General features: G+C 52.9%; 13 protein-coding genes. 8 read left to right on the top strand and 5 right to left on the bottom strand.

Features of this window, described 5'->3' with window-relative positions; translation table 11 throughout:
• Nucleotides 1-157 precede the first annotated feature (157 nt).
• The 8 genes from VMF88_07630 (at nucleotide 158) to VMF88_07595 (ending at nucleotide 9240) form a co-directional block, all read left to right on the top strand.
• A complete protein-coding gene (locus tag VMF88_07630) occupies nucleotides 158-1768 on the top strand; it encodes an alkaline phosphatase family protein (protein HTY10927.1) in 1611 nt (536 codons plus the stop codon).
• A 51-nt stretch (nucleotides 1769-1819) separates the two neighbouring features.
• Complete coding sequence (glgP, locus tag VMF88_07625; GenBank protein ID HTY10926.1) at nucleotides 1820-4381, top strand: alpha-glucan family phosphorylase; 2562 nt, start codon at nucleotides 1820-1822, stop codon at nucleotides 4379-4381.
• 78 nt (nucleotides 4382-4459) lie between these two features.
• Nucleotides 4460-4954, top strand: coding sequence for a ferritin (locus VMF88_07620; GenBank protein ID HTY10925.1), 495 nt, complete (start codon nucleotides 4460-4462; stop codon nucleotides 4952-4954).
• 399 nt (nucleotides 4955-5353) lie between these two features.
• Nucleotides 5354-6664, top strand: coding sequence for an aminotransferase class I/II-fold pyridoxal phosphate-dependent enzyme (locus tag VMF88_07615; GenBank protein ID HTY10924.1), 1311 nt, complete (start codon nucleotides 5354-5356; stop codon nucleotides 6662-6664).
• A gap of 348 nt (nucleotides 6665-7012) precedes the next feature.
• Nucleotides 7013-7615 carry a hypothetical protein gene (locus VMF88_07610; protein HTY10923.1) on the top strand — a complete coding sequence of 201 codons (603 nt, stop codon included), beginning with the start codon at nucleotides 7013-7015 and terminating at the stop codon, nucleotides 7613-7615.
• A complete protein-coding gene (locus tag VMF88_07605; protein HTY10922.1) occupies nucleotides 7612-7911 on the top strand; it encodes a transcriptional regulator in 300 nt (99 codons plus the stop codon). The genes VMF88_07610 and VMF88_07605 overlap by 4 nt, the downstream gene beginning before the upstream one ends.
• Nucleotides 7912-7945: 34 nt before the next feature.
• The gene (locus tag VMF88_07600) at nucleotides 7946-8398 is read left to right on the top strand and encodes a hypothetical protein (protein HTY10921.1); all 453 of its coding nucleotides are present in this window, start codon (nucleotides 7946-7948) and stop codon (nucleotides 8396-8398) included.
• A gap of 134 nt (nucleotides 8399-8532) precedes the next feature.
• Nucleotides 8533-9240 (top strand): hypothetical protein, encoded by a 708-nt coding sequence (locus tag VMF88_07595; GenBank protein HTY10920.1) that lies wholly within the window; start codon nucleotides 8533-8535, stop codon nucleotides 9238-9240.
• 30 nt (nucleotides 9241-9270) lie between these two features.
• Here the strand turns inward: VMF88_07595 and VMF88_07590 are convergent, their stop codons facing one another.
• The 5 genes from VMF88_07590 to VMF88_07570 form a co-directional block, all read right to left on the bottom strand.
• Complete coding sequence (locus VMF88_07590; protein ID HTY10919.1) at nucleotides 9271-9861, bottom strand: DNA-3-methyladenine glycosylase; 591 nt, start codon at nucleotides 9859-9861, stop codon at nucleotides 9271-9273.
• Between the two features lie 75 nt (nucleotides 9862-9936).
• Nucleotides 9937-11583 (bottom strand): aldehyde dehydrogenase family protein, encoded by a 1647-nt coding sequence (locus VMF88_07585; protein ID HTY10918.1) that lies wholly within the window; start codon nucleotides 11581-11583, stop codon nucleotides 9937-9939.
• A 22-nt stretch (nucleotides 11584-11605) separates the two neighbouring features.
• Nucleotides 11606-12658 (bottom strand): Holliday junction branch migration DNA helicase RuvB, encoded by a 1053-nt coding sequence (gene ruvB / locus VMF88_07580; GenBank protein ID HTY10917.1) that lies wholly within the window; start codon nucleotides 12656-12658, stop codon nucleotides 11606-11608.
• A gap of 116 nt (nucleotides 12659-12774) precedes the next feature.
• Nucleotides 12775-13764 carry a GTPase ObgE gene (obgE, locus tag VMF88_07575; protein HTY10916.1) on the bottom strand — a complete coding sequence of 330 codons (990 nt, stop codon included), beginning with the start codon at nucleotides 13762-13764 and terminating at the stop codon, nucleotides 12775-12777.
• A 9-nt stretch (nucleotides 13765-13773) separates the two neighbouring features.
• Complete coding sequence (locus tag VMF88_07570; protein ID HTY10915.1) at nucleotides 13774-14928, bottom strand: hypothetical protein; 1155 nt, start codon at nucleotides 14926-14928, stop codon at nucleotides 13774-13776.
• Nucleotides 14929-14944: the final 16 nt, after the last annotated feature.

Here is a 14944-nt window from a genome sequence, read left to right as displayed (position 1 = left end):
GGTTATGGAGAGTTGATTATCGATTGATGAAGATACTAAATAAAATGCTTTTTTGGAATAGCTCTTTCTATCTTTCTAACTTTATCGTATCTTGCACCAACGTCAGTCGTTAACACTGGCGTAACATGGAATTCGCACCTCAGGAGAAAAAAGTCAGATGAAAATCATCTTCACGCGTCTTATTTTGATCTTCGTAGTTTTAACGGCTGCTGGTGGCAGAGTACAAGCCGCCGAGCCGCCCCGGTTGATCATCTTCATCTCTATTGATCAGATGCGTGAAGATTATTTTGAAAGGTTTGCCCCGTATTTTGCAGGGGGCTTCAAAAAGCTCTCTACCGACGGGGTGTTTTATTCAAACGCGAACCTCAATTATGCAATGAGCGTGACGTGCCCTGGCCATGCGTCGCTCAGCACCGGCACGTATCCGATGAAGAGCGGCATCATCGATAACGAATGGATTGGCCCTTCCGCACGCGCATCGGAGTATTGCGTACAGGACACGGCTGCTGGTTCCGTCGACGGCGAAGGGGGAGGTTCGTCGCCGAATAATCTTCTTGTAACAGGGCTCGGCGATTGGCTGAAGAGAGCGTCCCCAAGCTCAAAGGTCATTGCCGCCTCAGGAAAAGACCGCGCGGCAATTTTAATGGGGGGGAAGCATCCCGACTACGCGTTTTGGTACAGCAAAAAAAGTGGCCACATGGTGACGTCAGCGTATTACACGCTGCACGTGCCCGAATGGGTGCGCAACTTCAACAATTCACATTGGATAGACCGGAACGTCCCCGCGGCGTGGACAAAGCTTTTGCCCGACAGCATTTACACCAAAGAAGGTCCTGATGAATTCGGGGCAGAAGCGAAATGGGATTCTTCGTCGTCATTTCCTCACAAGTTTTCGGCGTCGAAAAAGAATGAGCAGATCCTTACTTCCCCCTATGGCGACATGCTCGTGCTGGATTTTGCTCGAAAGGCCGTCGATGCAGAGAAACTGGGCCAGCGCGGCGTTACAGATATCCTTTGCTTGAGTTTGTCTGACTGCGATTACGTGGGACATGCTTTTGGTCCGAACAGCCATGAGATCATGGACCATCTCTTTCGTCTCGACCGCGCGCTCGGGACGTTCCTCTCTGCGGTTGATTCCGCCGTTGGCTCATCCCATGTGCTGATAGCGTTGAGCGCCGATCACGGCGTTATGCCGCTCCCCGAATTTCTTGTTCAGATAAAACACCAGGAAGCCCGCCGCATTCTATCCTCCAGAATTAAAATGGAAATCGATTCGGTCGATCATGAGCTGCAGAAGGAGTGGGGAATGACCGAGGCGATCTTTGAGTCGAGGGGATTTCTGAATTATGCCGCTGCCGCCCGTGCAGGAAAGGACAGTCTTGAGCTCGAACACCGTGCCGGCGAAGCGTTGCGCCGCATTGACGGAATTGCCGACGTGTACTTCCGCCGCGAATTAATGGATCCGGGTGCGCCCGCCCGTCCGTACCTGGATCTGTTCCGGCGAAGTTATTATCCGCCGCGCGGCGAAGATTTTCAAATCCGGTTTTGTGAATACTGCCTTGTGGAAGCCAGCCCGAGGGGAACCACTCACGGCTCGGTCTACAGGTACGACACCCATGTGCCGATAATCATTTTATCTCCCGGAATACAGGCGCGCCGTATACAGCGCGAGGTCCACACCGTCGACATCGCTCCCACGCTTGCTCATCTTCTTAAGGTAGAATATCCCGGCACGGTCGACGGCGTTCCCATGGAGGAATTTAAGTAGCGTCCGTTGTTCCCTTTCTTTGATACCTTCAATGCTGACGATGGAGGATTTATGACTCGTCCAATTTTCACCTATTCCGTTTCCCCTTCACTCCCACAAGCGCTCCAACGACTTTACGCACTCGCCTACAACCTTATCTGGGTCTGGGATCACGAGCTTCTCGAATTGTTCATGCGCCTCGACGCCGACCTATGGGAAGCGTCCCGCCATAACCCAGTTCTCATGCTTGGATCGATCAAACAGCAGCAATTGAATTCTCTCGCTCATGACGATGCGTTTCTCGGCGAGCTCGACCGGGCGTGGGAAAAATACGGCCAATACCTCGACGTCAGCTCGAGCTGGTTTCAGAAAAAATACGGGAAGGGGAGCACTCCGTCGATCGCATATTTTTCGGCGGAGTTTGGACTGACCGAGTGCCTGCCGAATTACTCCGGCGGGCTTGGGATACTGTCCGGCGACCACATCAAAGCAGCCAGCGACCTTGGCATTCCCCTTGTTGGCGTCGGACTGCTCTACCAGCAGGGATACTTTATCCAGTATTTAAACGTGGATGGATGGCAGCAGGAACGGAATCCCGAAAATGACTTTTATACGCTTCCGATTCAGATCGAAAAGGACAAAGACGACAAGCCGGTGACCATTTCTGTCGAATTTCCGGGAAGAAATGTGCACGCGCAGGTGTGGCGCGTGCAGGTTGGAAGAGTTCCTGTATTCCTCTTGGATACGAATATCCCCGTGAATTCACAGGAAGATCAGGACATCACCGACCAGCTCTATGCCGGCGACCGCGAATTGAGGATCAAACAAGAGATCATGCTGGGCATCGGCGGGTACCGTGCATTGGGTGCAATGGGGATGAGACCGACGGTCTGCCACATGAACGAAGGGCACTCCGCGTTCCTTTCGCTTGAACAATGCCGTCAGCTGATGATCGACAACAGCATCAGTTTTGCCGAGGCGCGCGAAGCCGCGACCGCCGGGGCCGTCTTCACGACTCATACGCCCGTTCCCGCGGGGAACGATTATTTTTCCACACCGCTGATGGATAAATATTTTTCGGGATTCTACGGGGCGCTCGGAATTTCCAGAAAGGAATTTCTCGGATTGGGCCGCGGAGACATCAACAACGATGCAGAAGATTTTTGCATGACCATTTTGGCCCTGCGGATGTCGGCCTACAGCAACGGCGTCAGCAAATTGCACGGTGAAGTCTCGCGGGCGATGTGGCAAAATGTGTGGCCCGGCATTCCGGAGAACGACACTCCGATCGGCTCCGTCACGAACGGCGTTCACGTTCCGTCATGGGTCAGCCGCGATATGGTCGGCCTGTTCGAGCGGTATCTCGGTCCGCGGTGGAAGGAGGACGTCACCGAAAGCGCGCTCTGGAGCTTTGTGCATCGGATTCCGGATGAGGAACTATGGCGGACACATGAACGGAGGCGCGAGCGGCTGGTTGCGTTTGCGCGTCAGCGTCTTCGGGACCAGTTCGAGGCGCGCGGTGCGTTGCGTACCGAGGTGGCGCAGGCGTCGGAGATTCTCAATCCGGACGCCCTGACGATCGGGTTTGCACGCCGCTATGCAACCTATAAAAGAGCGACCCTTCTTCTCCGCGATGCAGAACGGTTGAAGCGAATTCTCAACGACAAAGACCGGCCAGTACAGTTTATTTTTGCGGGAAAGGCTCATCCGCTCGATAATCCCGGAAAAGAATTGATCCGGGAGATCATTCATTTTGCGAGGCAGCCGGAAGTTCGGCACCGCATGGTCTTCATTGAGGATTACGATATGGTGGTGGCCCGTTACCTTGTGCAGGGGGTGGACGTCTGGCTCAATACACCACGGCGTCCTCTCGAAGCAAGCGGAACGAGCGGGATGAAGGCGGCGGTCAACGGCGCTCTCAATCTGAGCATTCTTGACGGCTGGTGGGTGGAGGCGTGCAATGTCAATACCGGGTGGGCGATCGGTCAGGGGGAGGTCTATGACGATGAAAAATACCAGGACGAAATCGAATCGAACGCGCTCTACAAGCTCCTTGAACAAGAGCTCGTTCCTCTTTTTTACAGCCGCGGTACCGACGGCTTGCCGCGGGCGTGGATCAGCAAGATGAAAACATCGATGCGCGAGATCTGCCCGGTGTTTAACACGAATCGAATGGTGAAAGAGTATGCGGAGGAATACTACCTTCCCGCCCACAGCCGATTCGCTTCACTCACCGACAACAAACTGAGCGGCTCAAAATCATTGGCGGCTTGGAGATCGAAGGTCCAACAAAACTGGCCCGTTATTAAAATTGTGGAGGTCAAGTCGGACGAACTCCGGGGAATGAAGGTGGGCGAGTCGCTCAACGTCAATGCTGCGATCGATCTTGGCGCGCTGGCTCCTGATGATGTCACTGTGGAGTTGTACCACGGGACGCTGAACTTGGACGGTGATATCGTCGATCCGGTCGTCCTTCCGATGGCGGCCTCCGGAAAACCCAAAGGACATGTCTATACCTTTTTAGGCACCATCACGTCGGAGTCGAGCGGGCGCCATGGATATACCGTCCGCATCCTCCCGAGAAATCCGCAGATCGATAACCCGTTGAAACAGGGGCTCGTCCATTGGGCGTGATGCTTTCGATAGAGGAATTGATTATATTGGATTGATCGGTTTGCTACCATAAAAATCATCAAGGGAAAGGGAAACACTATGCTGAACAAGGCGATACAGGATGCTATAAACACTCAGATCAATAAAGAGCTGTATTCATCCTACTTGTATCTTGCGATGTCGACGTACTGCGCCGAGTCCAACTTGCCCGGTTTTGCTGGCTGGATGAAGATCCAGAGCACGGAAGAGTACGGCCATGCGATGAAGTTTTACGGTTATGTGATAGAAAGGAACGGCCACGTTGAGCTGGAGGCGATCGACAAACCGCACGCGAAGTTCAAATCTCCCGCCGATGTGTTCAAACAGGTGCTTGAGCACGAACAGAAGGTCACAGCGATGATCAATAAGTTGTATGAACTGGCGATCAAGGAAAAAGACTATCCGACGCAAATCATGCTGGAATGGTTCATCACGGAACAGCTCGAAGAAGAAAAGAGCGCGGGCGATGTTCTTGAGCAGTTGAAAATGGTGGGTGAATCTCCCGTGAGCTTGATCATGATGGATCGTCAGCTTGCCGCCCGGGCGAATAAATAGTCATAACAAGTTCTGAGAAAAATGGGCCGCCCGAATGAACGTTCGTGCGGCCTTTTGTTTTGAAGCTCCCCTCAATACGACAAGGCTTTCCAAAGACGAATAAATACATTGTTGGTTCTGGTACGAAACTTGCTTTCAAAGGAGGCAAAGTAATCAATTACTGAACGGCGGGCATCTCTGTTCAGCATGGTCGAAGGGGGCGAAAAACGGCTCTATTTCCATCATGAAAGATCACAATGGTCCTCACGCACTCATCCCCCCGTTTCTTATTGAAATTAGAAAATTCTTCGTTCTTTTAAGAATACTGCCGTCCGGAATCCCGTTTGGCATCATCTGCCAATTCAGGAAGTCCAAGAACGTTTGACTTTCTTCGCGGCTGAACCCTGAAAGGAGCTCCCCATGAAAATGAAATCAAAGAAAAAAACATACGCCGCTGAAACCCGGCTCATCTACGGAAAATCGTTCACGTCGAAATGGGACTACAGCCATCATCTGATTCCGCCGTTGTCCTCATCATCGACCTACCGGCTCGATACAACCAAGCGCGGGGCGAAGGGCTTCATCGAGTTTGCTCATCACGGCGAGGATTTCGAAGTGAAATCCCGAGCGCCGATCTATATTTATGATCGGCTCGGCGAACCGAACAAAGAAATTTTGGAAGAGAATCTCGCGATGGCAGAGGAAGGGGAGTGTGCGATCACCTTCTCGACCGGTATGGCGGCGATCTCCGCGGTCTGCGGAATTCTTGCCGGCACCGGAAGCGAGATCATCGCGCATAAGATGCTGTATGGCTGCACCTATTCGCTGTTCAAGAATTGGTATCCGCGGTACAAGATCAAAGTGACATGGGTTGATTTTAACGATCTCAAAGCGTTGAGCAAAGCTCTTACTCCTCAAACAAGGATGCTCTATTTTGAAACGCCCGTCAATCCGACGATGGATCTCATCGACATTCAAAAGGTCGTTGAAATTGCCAAACAGCACAATGCGCATCGGACACATTCGCATCGCCTGTTCACCGTCGTGGACAATACCTTCGCCACACCGTTCTGCCAGCGGCCGATTTCGCTCGGCGTCGATTTCGTCGTCCACTCGCTGACAAAAGGGCTCTGCGGCTTTGGTACCGATATGGGAGGCGTGGTGATCGGCCCTCAGTGGAGTTACGACCGGCTCATGTTATACCGAAAGGATTTTGGCGGAGTGCTTGCAACGAAGAGCGCATGGCCGATCCTCGTCTACGGTCTGCCGTCGCTTGCAACGCGGTTCAGCCGTCAAATAGCCTCTACGCAGAAGGTCGCCGAAGCGCTCGAGCACGACAAACGAATCGGCACCGTCAGTTATCCCGGGCTGGATTCATTCCCTCAGAGATCGCTTGCCCGCGCTCAGATGATGTCGTATGACGGGACCTTCGCCCCCGGGACCCTTCTCTATTTTATTCCGAAAGGAAAATCTCCGGAAGAACGCAAGCGCCGGGCCGACAAGATCGTCAATTTCATCGCGAGGCAATCGTACACGATAACGCTTGCGGTCAGTCTCGGTTCGATCAGGACGCTCGTCGAGCATCCCGGCTCAATGACGCACTCGAGCATCCCGGCTGAAGAGCAGCTGAAACGCGGCATCGACCCGGGGGGCATACGGCTTTCGGTCGGGTTAGAGAAACCGGAGGACATCATTTACGACCTTCGCAATGCCCTGGACCATAGCCTATAAGCGGGGTCGAAAGACTTCTCTATCCCAATGCCGCGGCGGAAAGCAGCTGTAATTTTCGGACAGCCATTCATTGCGGCACCTATACGAAGGAACTCCGGCGGTGATCTGCGCCGCTTCCGGCGGGTAGCCGTGATGCACCTTCAAGTGGGGGACTATCGTCGGCTTCGCCAGCCTTGCACTCGGAGCAGCAGGGGATATTTTCGGCCTGTCATCTCGGACAAATCTGATCTCCTTCCGTAAAAAAACGCTTGACAAAAACAAACTTTTCCGTTAACTTTGTAGTGCAAAGTGCTTTGTATTCTATAGTTAACGAACGGGTGTACTTCTTCCACCAAAACGATAACGCGTATGGCCTCCCTTGATGATCGCCTGAGAGATATTTCGGAAATCCGTTTCATGATGGAACAGTCGTCGAAATTCCTTTCTTTGAGCGGTCTCTCCGGAGTCAGCACTGGTCTCGTCGGAATTGCTGCCGCGGCGGCAGCCCAGTGGATGGTCGATTCAGCGGGAAGAGGGGGGGCAGCAACCGGCATGACGGTATATTTTTTGGCCGGTTCCGCCGTGACCTTGATCGTCGCTCTCCTCCTCGCTGTCTATTTCTCTGTTCGGATGGCCCGGAAAAAAGAGCTTCCGTTGTGGAGTTCGACGACAAGATCGCTGTTATTCAATCTGTTTATCCCCCTTGCCGCCGGGGGATTTTTCTGTCTCATCCTGCTCTACCACGATCTCCCCCTATTAATCGCGCCGTCGATGTTGATTTTTTACGGCCTTGCGCTCCTCAATGCCAGCAAATACACGCTGCGGGAGATCCGTTATCTCGGGATGAGTGAAATTGTGCTGGGACTGACTGCTTCGGTATGGCTTTCGTTCGGCCTGATCCTTTGGGGAATCGGTTTCGGCGTACTTCATATAGTGTACGGAACGATCATGTATATCAAGTACGAGAAGTGAAAGAGTTTTTCGGTAATCTCAACAAAGTTTTCGACAACCGTGTTCGCTTGGCGGTCATGTCTATCCTGGCCGCGAACGATTCCATGGATTTCAATTCCCTGAAAAAAATGCTGAACCTTACCGACGGAAACCTCGCCGCGCATATGGCGACGCTTGAAACGAAAAAGTACGTCAAGATTGAAAAAGAATTTGTGGGAAAGAAAACGCTCACGACGTATTCGATAACTCAAACGGGAAAAAAAGCGTTTTCCGAGCACATCGACGCCATGGAGAGATTGATTAAACAATGCAGGTAAACCTGCATTCATCATCAGCAATCGGGAGAACGATATGCCGGCAAAGCTCTTATTCACCGTTGTAGGTTTCAACATGCTTTTCGTCATCTTTCTCGCAGGTGTCGTTATAACATATTTTAGGCCGAATCGGTTTGGAACAATGGCCTCCTTGTTTCTCGGCTGGTTGGCGGGGTTCGTCGATCTCAATTCGACGGAACCGCAATTCGTGGTGCTGCTTCTTCTCGCCTTCGGGTTCTTTATCGGTTTTGTCATGCCTCAAAAAGTATGGAAACATGCGCTGCTGCTCGGTGCGTTCGTTCCATTAGGGCAATTCATGTGGATCATTGCAACGGACCATTGGGGAACGATCGTCCCTGAAGGATTCGGCGCGCTCATTGCTTTTCTTCCTGCGTTCGGCGGCTCGTACCTCGGTCAATTCATCGCAGGATCTCATCGGGCGAGATTCGGTTCGGCGGGCAGTTCCATTACGAATAACAAGGGTGCATGAAAGGATCCTGGGATGATTGCGAATATATTTTTGCACAGGATGAGATCATTGATCACCATTCCTTTTGTCGTAGCAGCATTAGTGGCGCTCTACTGCGTTCGTCTCCTCCTGCATAGGTCTCACTCGGCCGCCCGATGACAGAGCAGATCAGACGTACATCAGCTCGCATCGCAGCGATTCTCATTTTTTCGATCGCCATGGCATGGGTCGAATCGGCAACGGTGGCGTATTTACGGACGCTGGTGCATCGGGTCGATCCTTACCAGCTTGCGCCATTGCCCATTGCAGCATCCTTTGGCTCAGTTGAAATAATCCGCGAAGCAGCAACATTGGCAATGCTCGCAGCCGTCGGCTGGCTGGCAGGGATATCGGCAAAAAGCAGACTGGGATTCTTTTTGATTTCCTTCGGCATTTGGGATATCTTTTACTACCTCTTCCTGAAAATCATCGTCGGCTGGCCGCATACGATTTTTGATTGGGACGTTCTCTTTCTGATTCCGCTTCCGTGGTGGGGTCCGGTGCTGTCGCCGATCCTCGTCTCCTTGGTGCTGATCGTGATCGGAACCTTTCTTCAAAGGAGCAATACCGGAGATGCGAAGGCCAACGCTGGAAGGTTTAGCTGGGTCTTATCCTTTTGCGGGATGATTCTTGCATTGGTTGTTTTTTTGGATCACTCACTGCAGGCCCTCCTTAAAGGGAGCGGGGCGGTCACCGAAGAACTTCCAGCCCATTTCAACTGGATGGTTTTCATTCTGTCGCTTCTCTTGATGTTGACGCCGGTATTTGCATGGGGGATTCGTTCGGTAAAAACAGATAAGGGGAATGGGGGGAGGGACAGCTAGCGCTGTGGGGTCCTCATCGTCACGTCGGCTTCATTTCTTGCTAACCCACGCGTTTCCTTTAATGAAAAACCGCCACTTCTTCTCCTTGCCGCGTGAAATCCCGACCCTCGTCGAAGTGCCGGTAGCTGATTTCAAGAGTGATTTACCTTCGGTAAGAAAGATCTCTTCTCCGAGTAGATCGGTTCCGTTATTTCCACCGTCAATGTCCAACGCCTGGCATAATTTTGCCGGTCCATTGGTTAGACTGTACATCGGCTCTTTGTCTGGTGGCATGTTTCTGTTTCTTTTCATATCCTCAATTCCCTCGATCGGCTCAAGGGCGCGGATCAGCACCGCCTCTCCCTTATTTGCTTTTCCGGTCACGACATTTGCACAGAAATGCATCCCGTAAGTGAAGTAGACGTATAAGAAGCCCCCTTCACGAAACATCACTTCATTCCGCTTGGTCTTTCCCCGGTACGCATGGCTCGCTGGGTCTAGTTCGCCGCGGTATGCTTCAACCTCGACGATTTTTCCCGAAAACACATGCTTTCCAATTTTCCGGACGAGGATCTTTCCGAGGAGGTCTTGAGCGACGAGGAGGGGGGAGCGGGTGTAAAAAGAGCGGGGAAGCTTTTTCAAGAAAGTAAAAATGAAAGATCAAAAAGTTAAAAGATGGTGCAAAAACAGTAGCAGTTTTTCACGCCCAAGGCTTACCTATTTCTTAAAATCGTTCATCACGCGTTCAACATCATCCAGCGTCATGCCGGTCCCGTACTTCGCATCGTTCTTTTCTTCTTTGAGGATCGGTTTTTCAGGGTGCTGTTGTTCGCGCACCGGCTGATTTCCCGCTTTCAACCGGATCCGCTCCTCGATCTCCTCCATCCAGCTATGAGTCGCTTTCGGCGAGGCTTGATCCGTATCCGGAATTCTGCCTTCTGATTTCTGTATTCTGTACTCTGGATTCTGGATACCCCTCTCACTCTTCGTCGCTGGCCCATCTTCCTTATTAATCGGCCTTGTCTCAAACGCAAGCCGTTTAATGTTGATAAGGTGTTTTGCAGAAACGTTCTCCGAGATGATCGATCTGCCGAACGTTCCGGGGCCGAGCGTCATCGAAGGGAGGAGTTCATTGGTATTCCCGACAGCGCCAAGCGCGGCCTGTGTGTTCACGAGAATTCTGCATGCGGGTTTCTCAAGAGCAAATTTCATGATGACGTCATGATCGGATGAATGGATCACCATCGTGTGCCCGAGTCCCCCGAACTCCAGCATCTCGATCGACCGTTCGCATCCTTCCCGCCAGCCGTCAACTGTAAACATTGCCAGTACGGGGGAGAGTTTTTCACGCGAAAGCGCGTGTCCTTTTCCAACAGCAGCGAGTTCGGCGATCAAGCATGATGTGTCCGCGGGGACGGCAAAGCCGGCTTTTTGCGCAATGAACGCGGGAGATTTTCCTACAATATCGGGATTGATCGCCCCTTTGGGATCGAACATCGTCATGCTCAGTTTTTCTTTTTCGTCGGGGGCGACAATATAGCACTTCAGTTTCTTAAATTCTTCGACGACCTGCGTTTTTACCGGCGAATCGACAATGACGCCGGATTCCGTCGAACAGAGAACTCCCCAATCGAACATTTTTCCCGAGACGATATCGGCGACAGCCTTTTTGATGTTCGCGGTTCGTTCGATGAACGCGGGAACATTCCCCGATCCGACGCCAAGAGCGGGCTTGCCGGAGCTGTACGCGGCCCGCACCATCGGATTGCTCCCCGTGGCGAGGATGACGGCGGTCAGCTTATGCTTCATCAATTCATTCGTTCCCTCGATCGAAGGGATCGACATGCAGGCGATCAAGCCGTGCGGTGCTCCTGCCCGTTCCGCCGCTTCGGAAACGACGCGGGCTGCTTCTGCGGTGCACCGTGCCGCACGCGGGTGCGGGCTCGCGACAAATCCGTTGCGCCCCTTCACGGAAATGATCGCCTTGAACATGACCGTGGAGGTGGGATTGGTGGAAGGAATGAGCGCTGCTACGACTCCCATCGGTTCGCCGATCTCCACAACGTGCTTCTCGCCGTCCTCGTGAATCACGCCGACGGTCTTCAAATCCTTGATCGATTCATACACGCGTTTCGTCGCGAATTCATTCTTCTTTTTTTTGTCCGCGGGCTTGCCGAAACCGGTCTCTTCGTGCGCCAACTGTCCGAGCCGCTCGGCCTCTGCAAATCCGGCGTCCGCCATAGCCCGGACGATCCTGTCAACCTGCCCCTGCGAGTAGGCGCGGAACGCAAGCTGTGCCTCTTTCGCTTTTGTCAAGAGTTCCCTGACTTCCTGGACCGACTGCAGATCTTTGTCGAGCGCCATGCGAACCACCCTTACGCGTTGTTTACAAATTCAGGTTTTCCTGGACAAACGTCTTTTTGGCGATGCCGAAATGCTTGTAGGCGATGGAGGTTGCTTCTCTGCCCCGCGGCGTTCGTTTGATGAACCCTTCCTGGATCAAAAACGGTTCGTACACTTCTTCGATGGTTCCCGGTTCCTCGCCGACGGCAACGGCAAGCGAACTAACGCCAACCGGGCCCCCGTCATATTTTTCAATGATCGTGCGGAGGATGCGTTTATCCATTTCATCCAGCCCGAGGTCATCGACCTCCAAAGCGCGGAGGGCATACTCGGAAACCTCCCTGGTGACGACATTGCGGTGATGGACAAGCTTCCTGTCAGCCACTGCGAAGTCCCTGCATCGTTTCAACAAACGGTTGGCAATGCGGGGGGTGCCGCGCGACCTTTTCGCGATCTCTGCGATTCCCCCCTCGTCAGTTTCGATGTTGAGGATAGCAGCGGAGCGCTTGATGATTGCCGTAAGTTGAGCGGGAAGATAGTAATCGAGTCTGTTTGTCACGCCGAAGCGTGCGCGAAGAGGAGCCGTTAAAAGTCCGGCGCGCGTTGTGGCGCCTACCAACGTAAATTTCGGAAGGGAAAGCTGAATGCTCCGAGCGCTGGGACCGGAATCGATGATGATGTCCAGCCGGAATTCTTCCATCGCCGAGTAGAGATATTCTTCCACCACTGAATTGAGACGATGGATCTCATCGATAAAGAGAACGTCACCTTCCTCAAGATTTGTCAGTACGCCGGCGAGGTCGGCTGGCTTGTTCAGCACCGGGCCTGACGTGATCTTGATGTTCGCCGCCATTTCATTCGCGATGATGTACGCAAGCGTAGTCTTTCCGAGGCCGGGAGGACCGGTCAGCAGGACATGGTCGAGCGGTTCGTTCCGTTGGTTCGCCGCAGCGATGAAGATTTTCAGGTTGTCGACAATGTTTTTTTGCCCGACAAAATCCTCGAAAGCCGAAGGACGAAGCGCATGGTCGAACTCGGTCTCATTGTCGAGCCGTTCCGGAGCGGTAAAATCCGATTCGCGTTTGGATGGCTTCATTAGGGATGAATCTACTAAGAAACGGAGTGAATTTCAACGTAAAGCATTTCACTGCGCGGCGGGCACAGTGGATCTCCGGCATCGGAGGTCCACTGGCCTTGCGTGCCGCCCGCAGCTTATTTTTTCTTCTGGAGCGCGTTCCACATTCCCGTCACCAATTCGTCAAGTCCTTCGCCGGTCACGGCCGAGATGTGAAACACCGAAATGCCTTTTCGGAATTTTATTTTTTTCAGCGATTTCCGAAGGGTAGCATCGGCAATGTCGAGTTTTGTGAAAGCGACAAGCGTCGGTCTCTTTGGGAGGTCTTTATTGAACGATCTCAGCTCATTGGCCAGTACGCTGAAATCCTTCTTTGGGTCCGGGCTGATGCATTCAACCAGATAGATGAGAACTTTTGTCCGCTCGATGTGCCGGAGAAATTGTGTGCCCAGGCCTTTACCTTCGTGCGCCCCTTTGATGAGTCCCGGAATATCAGCAACGACGAAACTCTTTCCTTCCTGATAATAGACCATCCCGAGGTTCGGGACAAGCGTTGTAAACGGGTAATCGGCGATCTTCGGCTTGGCGGCAGAAATTTTGGAGATCAGCGTCGACTTTCCCGCATTTGGAAAACCGACAAGACCCACATCGGCAAGGAGCTTCAGTTCAAGGTCGAGGTTCAATTCTTTTCCGTCTTCCCCCGGGGTGCAGATGCGCGGCGCCTGATTGGTGGATGTTGCAAATTCCGAATTTCCCTTCCCGCCGCGTCCCCCCCGCGCAACGACGATCTCGGAGCCGTGGTCGACCATGTCGCCGATGATCTCGCCGGTCATTCCGTTCTTTACGATCGTCCCGCACGGGACCTTAATAAGCACGGAGGGGGCGGAGCGTCCCTCCATGTTCGACCCTTCGCCGGCGTTCCCATTTTGCGCGATGTACCGCCGCTTATACCTGAAGTCAAGCAGAGTGGTCAGCTGCTTTTCAGCACGGATGATGACATCTCCCCCCTTGCCGCCGTTGCCTCCGTCCGGTCCCCCCTTCGGCACGTACTTTTCCCGCCGCCAGTGGATGACGCCGTTTCCGCCGCTGCCGGAGCGCACAAAAATTTTTGCCGAATCGATAAACATGAATTTCCGTTATTTATTCTTTTCTTGCTCGATAAATCTGCTCTGCACCTTATTGGTAAAGAGGATGGCTTCCTTCGTGAACGCTTCGACGTCGTTCATGAGGAAGAAATGATCGATGGAGAGCGCCGCCTCCTCCCATGTCGTCGCGGCAAGGACTTCCTTGACCGCTGCCTGGAATTGTTCTTCGTTCTGCCGGAAGACATGCTTGATGATCGTCCTCTCCTCTTCGAGCGAGAATAGAGGGGGTGTCGGTCTTGGCGGCTCGATCGGCTTCTGCGGCGGGTCCCCCGCATCCTGAAACGAGAGCGGGAGCGAAGGAAGATCGAATGAAATTTCATCATGCGCCGGCAACGGCTCCGCATTTTCGTCGATGACGTGCGCGTGCTCGTCCCCCGTCTTAACTTTTTCAAGAAGGTTGACAAGCTGGCCGTAGCTCATCTCCTTGACATTGTTCACTTCCCGTTCGCGTGACAGCCGTTCATGCATTGCCCCCATCTTCTTATCCTCAAAAAAATACATCAACGCCCGCGTCGGGACCGTTCTTGCGGTTGCGCTCATGGTGTGGGAGCGCGCATACCCGATAAAATCGTAGAGCGGCTGGGTCATCCTTGCGAGTTCCGCGCTGGAGTGATTTTTCAGCACCTCGGCATCGATTCTCGCCACGAGGTTTCTTCCTTCCTCAAGCGTCATCTCTCCGACCGTGCGCTGCTGAATGTAGCGGCGGAGGATATCGGGGAAGTACGCATAGTCCCGGCAATACCGGAGTTTGATCAGGATCTGTCCTGTCGAAGCCCGCACAGCGTCTTCGAATAAAAAACTGTTGAGCGTCCATTGGGGGCGACAGAGATAGTTCAGCGTGAAATGGACGCATTTGTCGAGCGTCGATTCAAAATCCGTTTTTGAGAAAACAAAATTGTGAACGAGCAGGGTGTTGATCTGCTCTTTCAGCATCGTAATTTCGGGGAGGTCATAGTTGAACTTCGACGAACCCGGCTGGGGCTTCTCGTCGCTATAGAGCATCCACTCAACTTCTGCGCGAAAGAACACTTTCACGTTCGACGGGATATTCGATTCGAAGATCTCCCGTAACCCGATGGCTTTCGAGTCGCCGATGGTCGCCTGGCGGACCGTGGCGATGAGTTGTTCGGTTTCTTTCTCGAACATGGCTGCTCCGCGTACG

The organism is Bacteroidota bacterium (assembly GCA_035506275.1).
GTDB lineage: Bacteria > Bacteroidota > Ignavibacteria > UBA10030 > UBA8401 > JAGVPT01.
The sequence above is the reverse complement of the archived record's forward strand: the minus strand, read 5'-3'. Positions and strand labels throughout refer to the sequence as shown.

Coding starts and splice junctions, on each gene's coding strand:
- VMF88_07600 (HTY10921.1), top strand. CDS start 7,946: ATGCCGGCAAAGCTCTTATTCACCGTTGTAGGTTTCAACATGCTTTTC.
- VMF88_07610 (HTY10923.1), top strand. CDS start 7,013: ATGGCCTCCCTTGATGATCGCCTGAGAGATATTTCGGAAATCCGTTTC.
- VMF88_07570 (HTY10915.1), bottom strand. CDS start 14,928: ATGTTCGAGAAAGAAACCGAACAACTCATCGCCACGGTCCGCCAGGCG.
- VMF88_07595 (HTY10920.1), top strand. CDS start 8,533: ATGACAGAGCAGATCAGACGTACATCAGCTCGCATCGCAGCGATTCTC.
- obgE (HTY10916.1), bottom strand. CDS start 13,764: ATGTTTATCGATTCGGCAAAAATTTTTGTGCGCTCCGGCAGCGGCGGA.
- VMF88_07630 (HTY10927.1), top strand. CDS start 158: ATGAAAATCATCTTCACGCGTCTTATTTTGATCTTCGTAGTTTTAACG.
- VMF88_07620 (HTY10925.1), top strand. CDS start 4,460: ATGCTGAACAAGGCGATACAGGATGCTATAAACACTCAGATCAATAAA.
- ruvB (HTY10917.1), bottom strand. CDS start 12,658: ATGAAGCCATCCAAACGCGAATCGGATTTTACCGCTCCGGAACGGCTC.
- VMF88_07585 (HTY10918.1), bottom strand. CDS start 11,583: ATGGCGCTCGACAAAGATCTGCAGTCGGTCCAGGAAGTCAGGGAACTC.
- VMF88_07615 (HTY10924.1), top strand. CDS start 5,354: ATGAAAATGAAATCAAAGAAAAAAACATACGCCGCTGAAACCCGGCTC.
- glgP (HTY10926.1), top strand. CDS start 1,820: ATGACTCGTCCAATTTTCACCTATTCCGTTTCCCCTTCACTCCCACAA.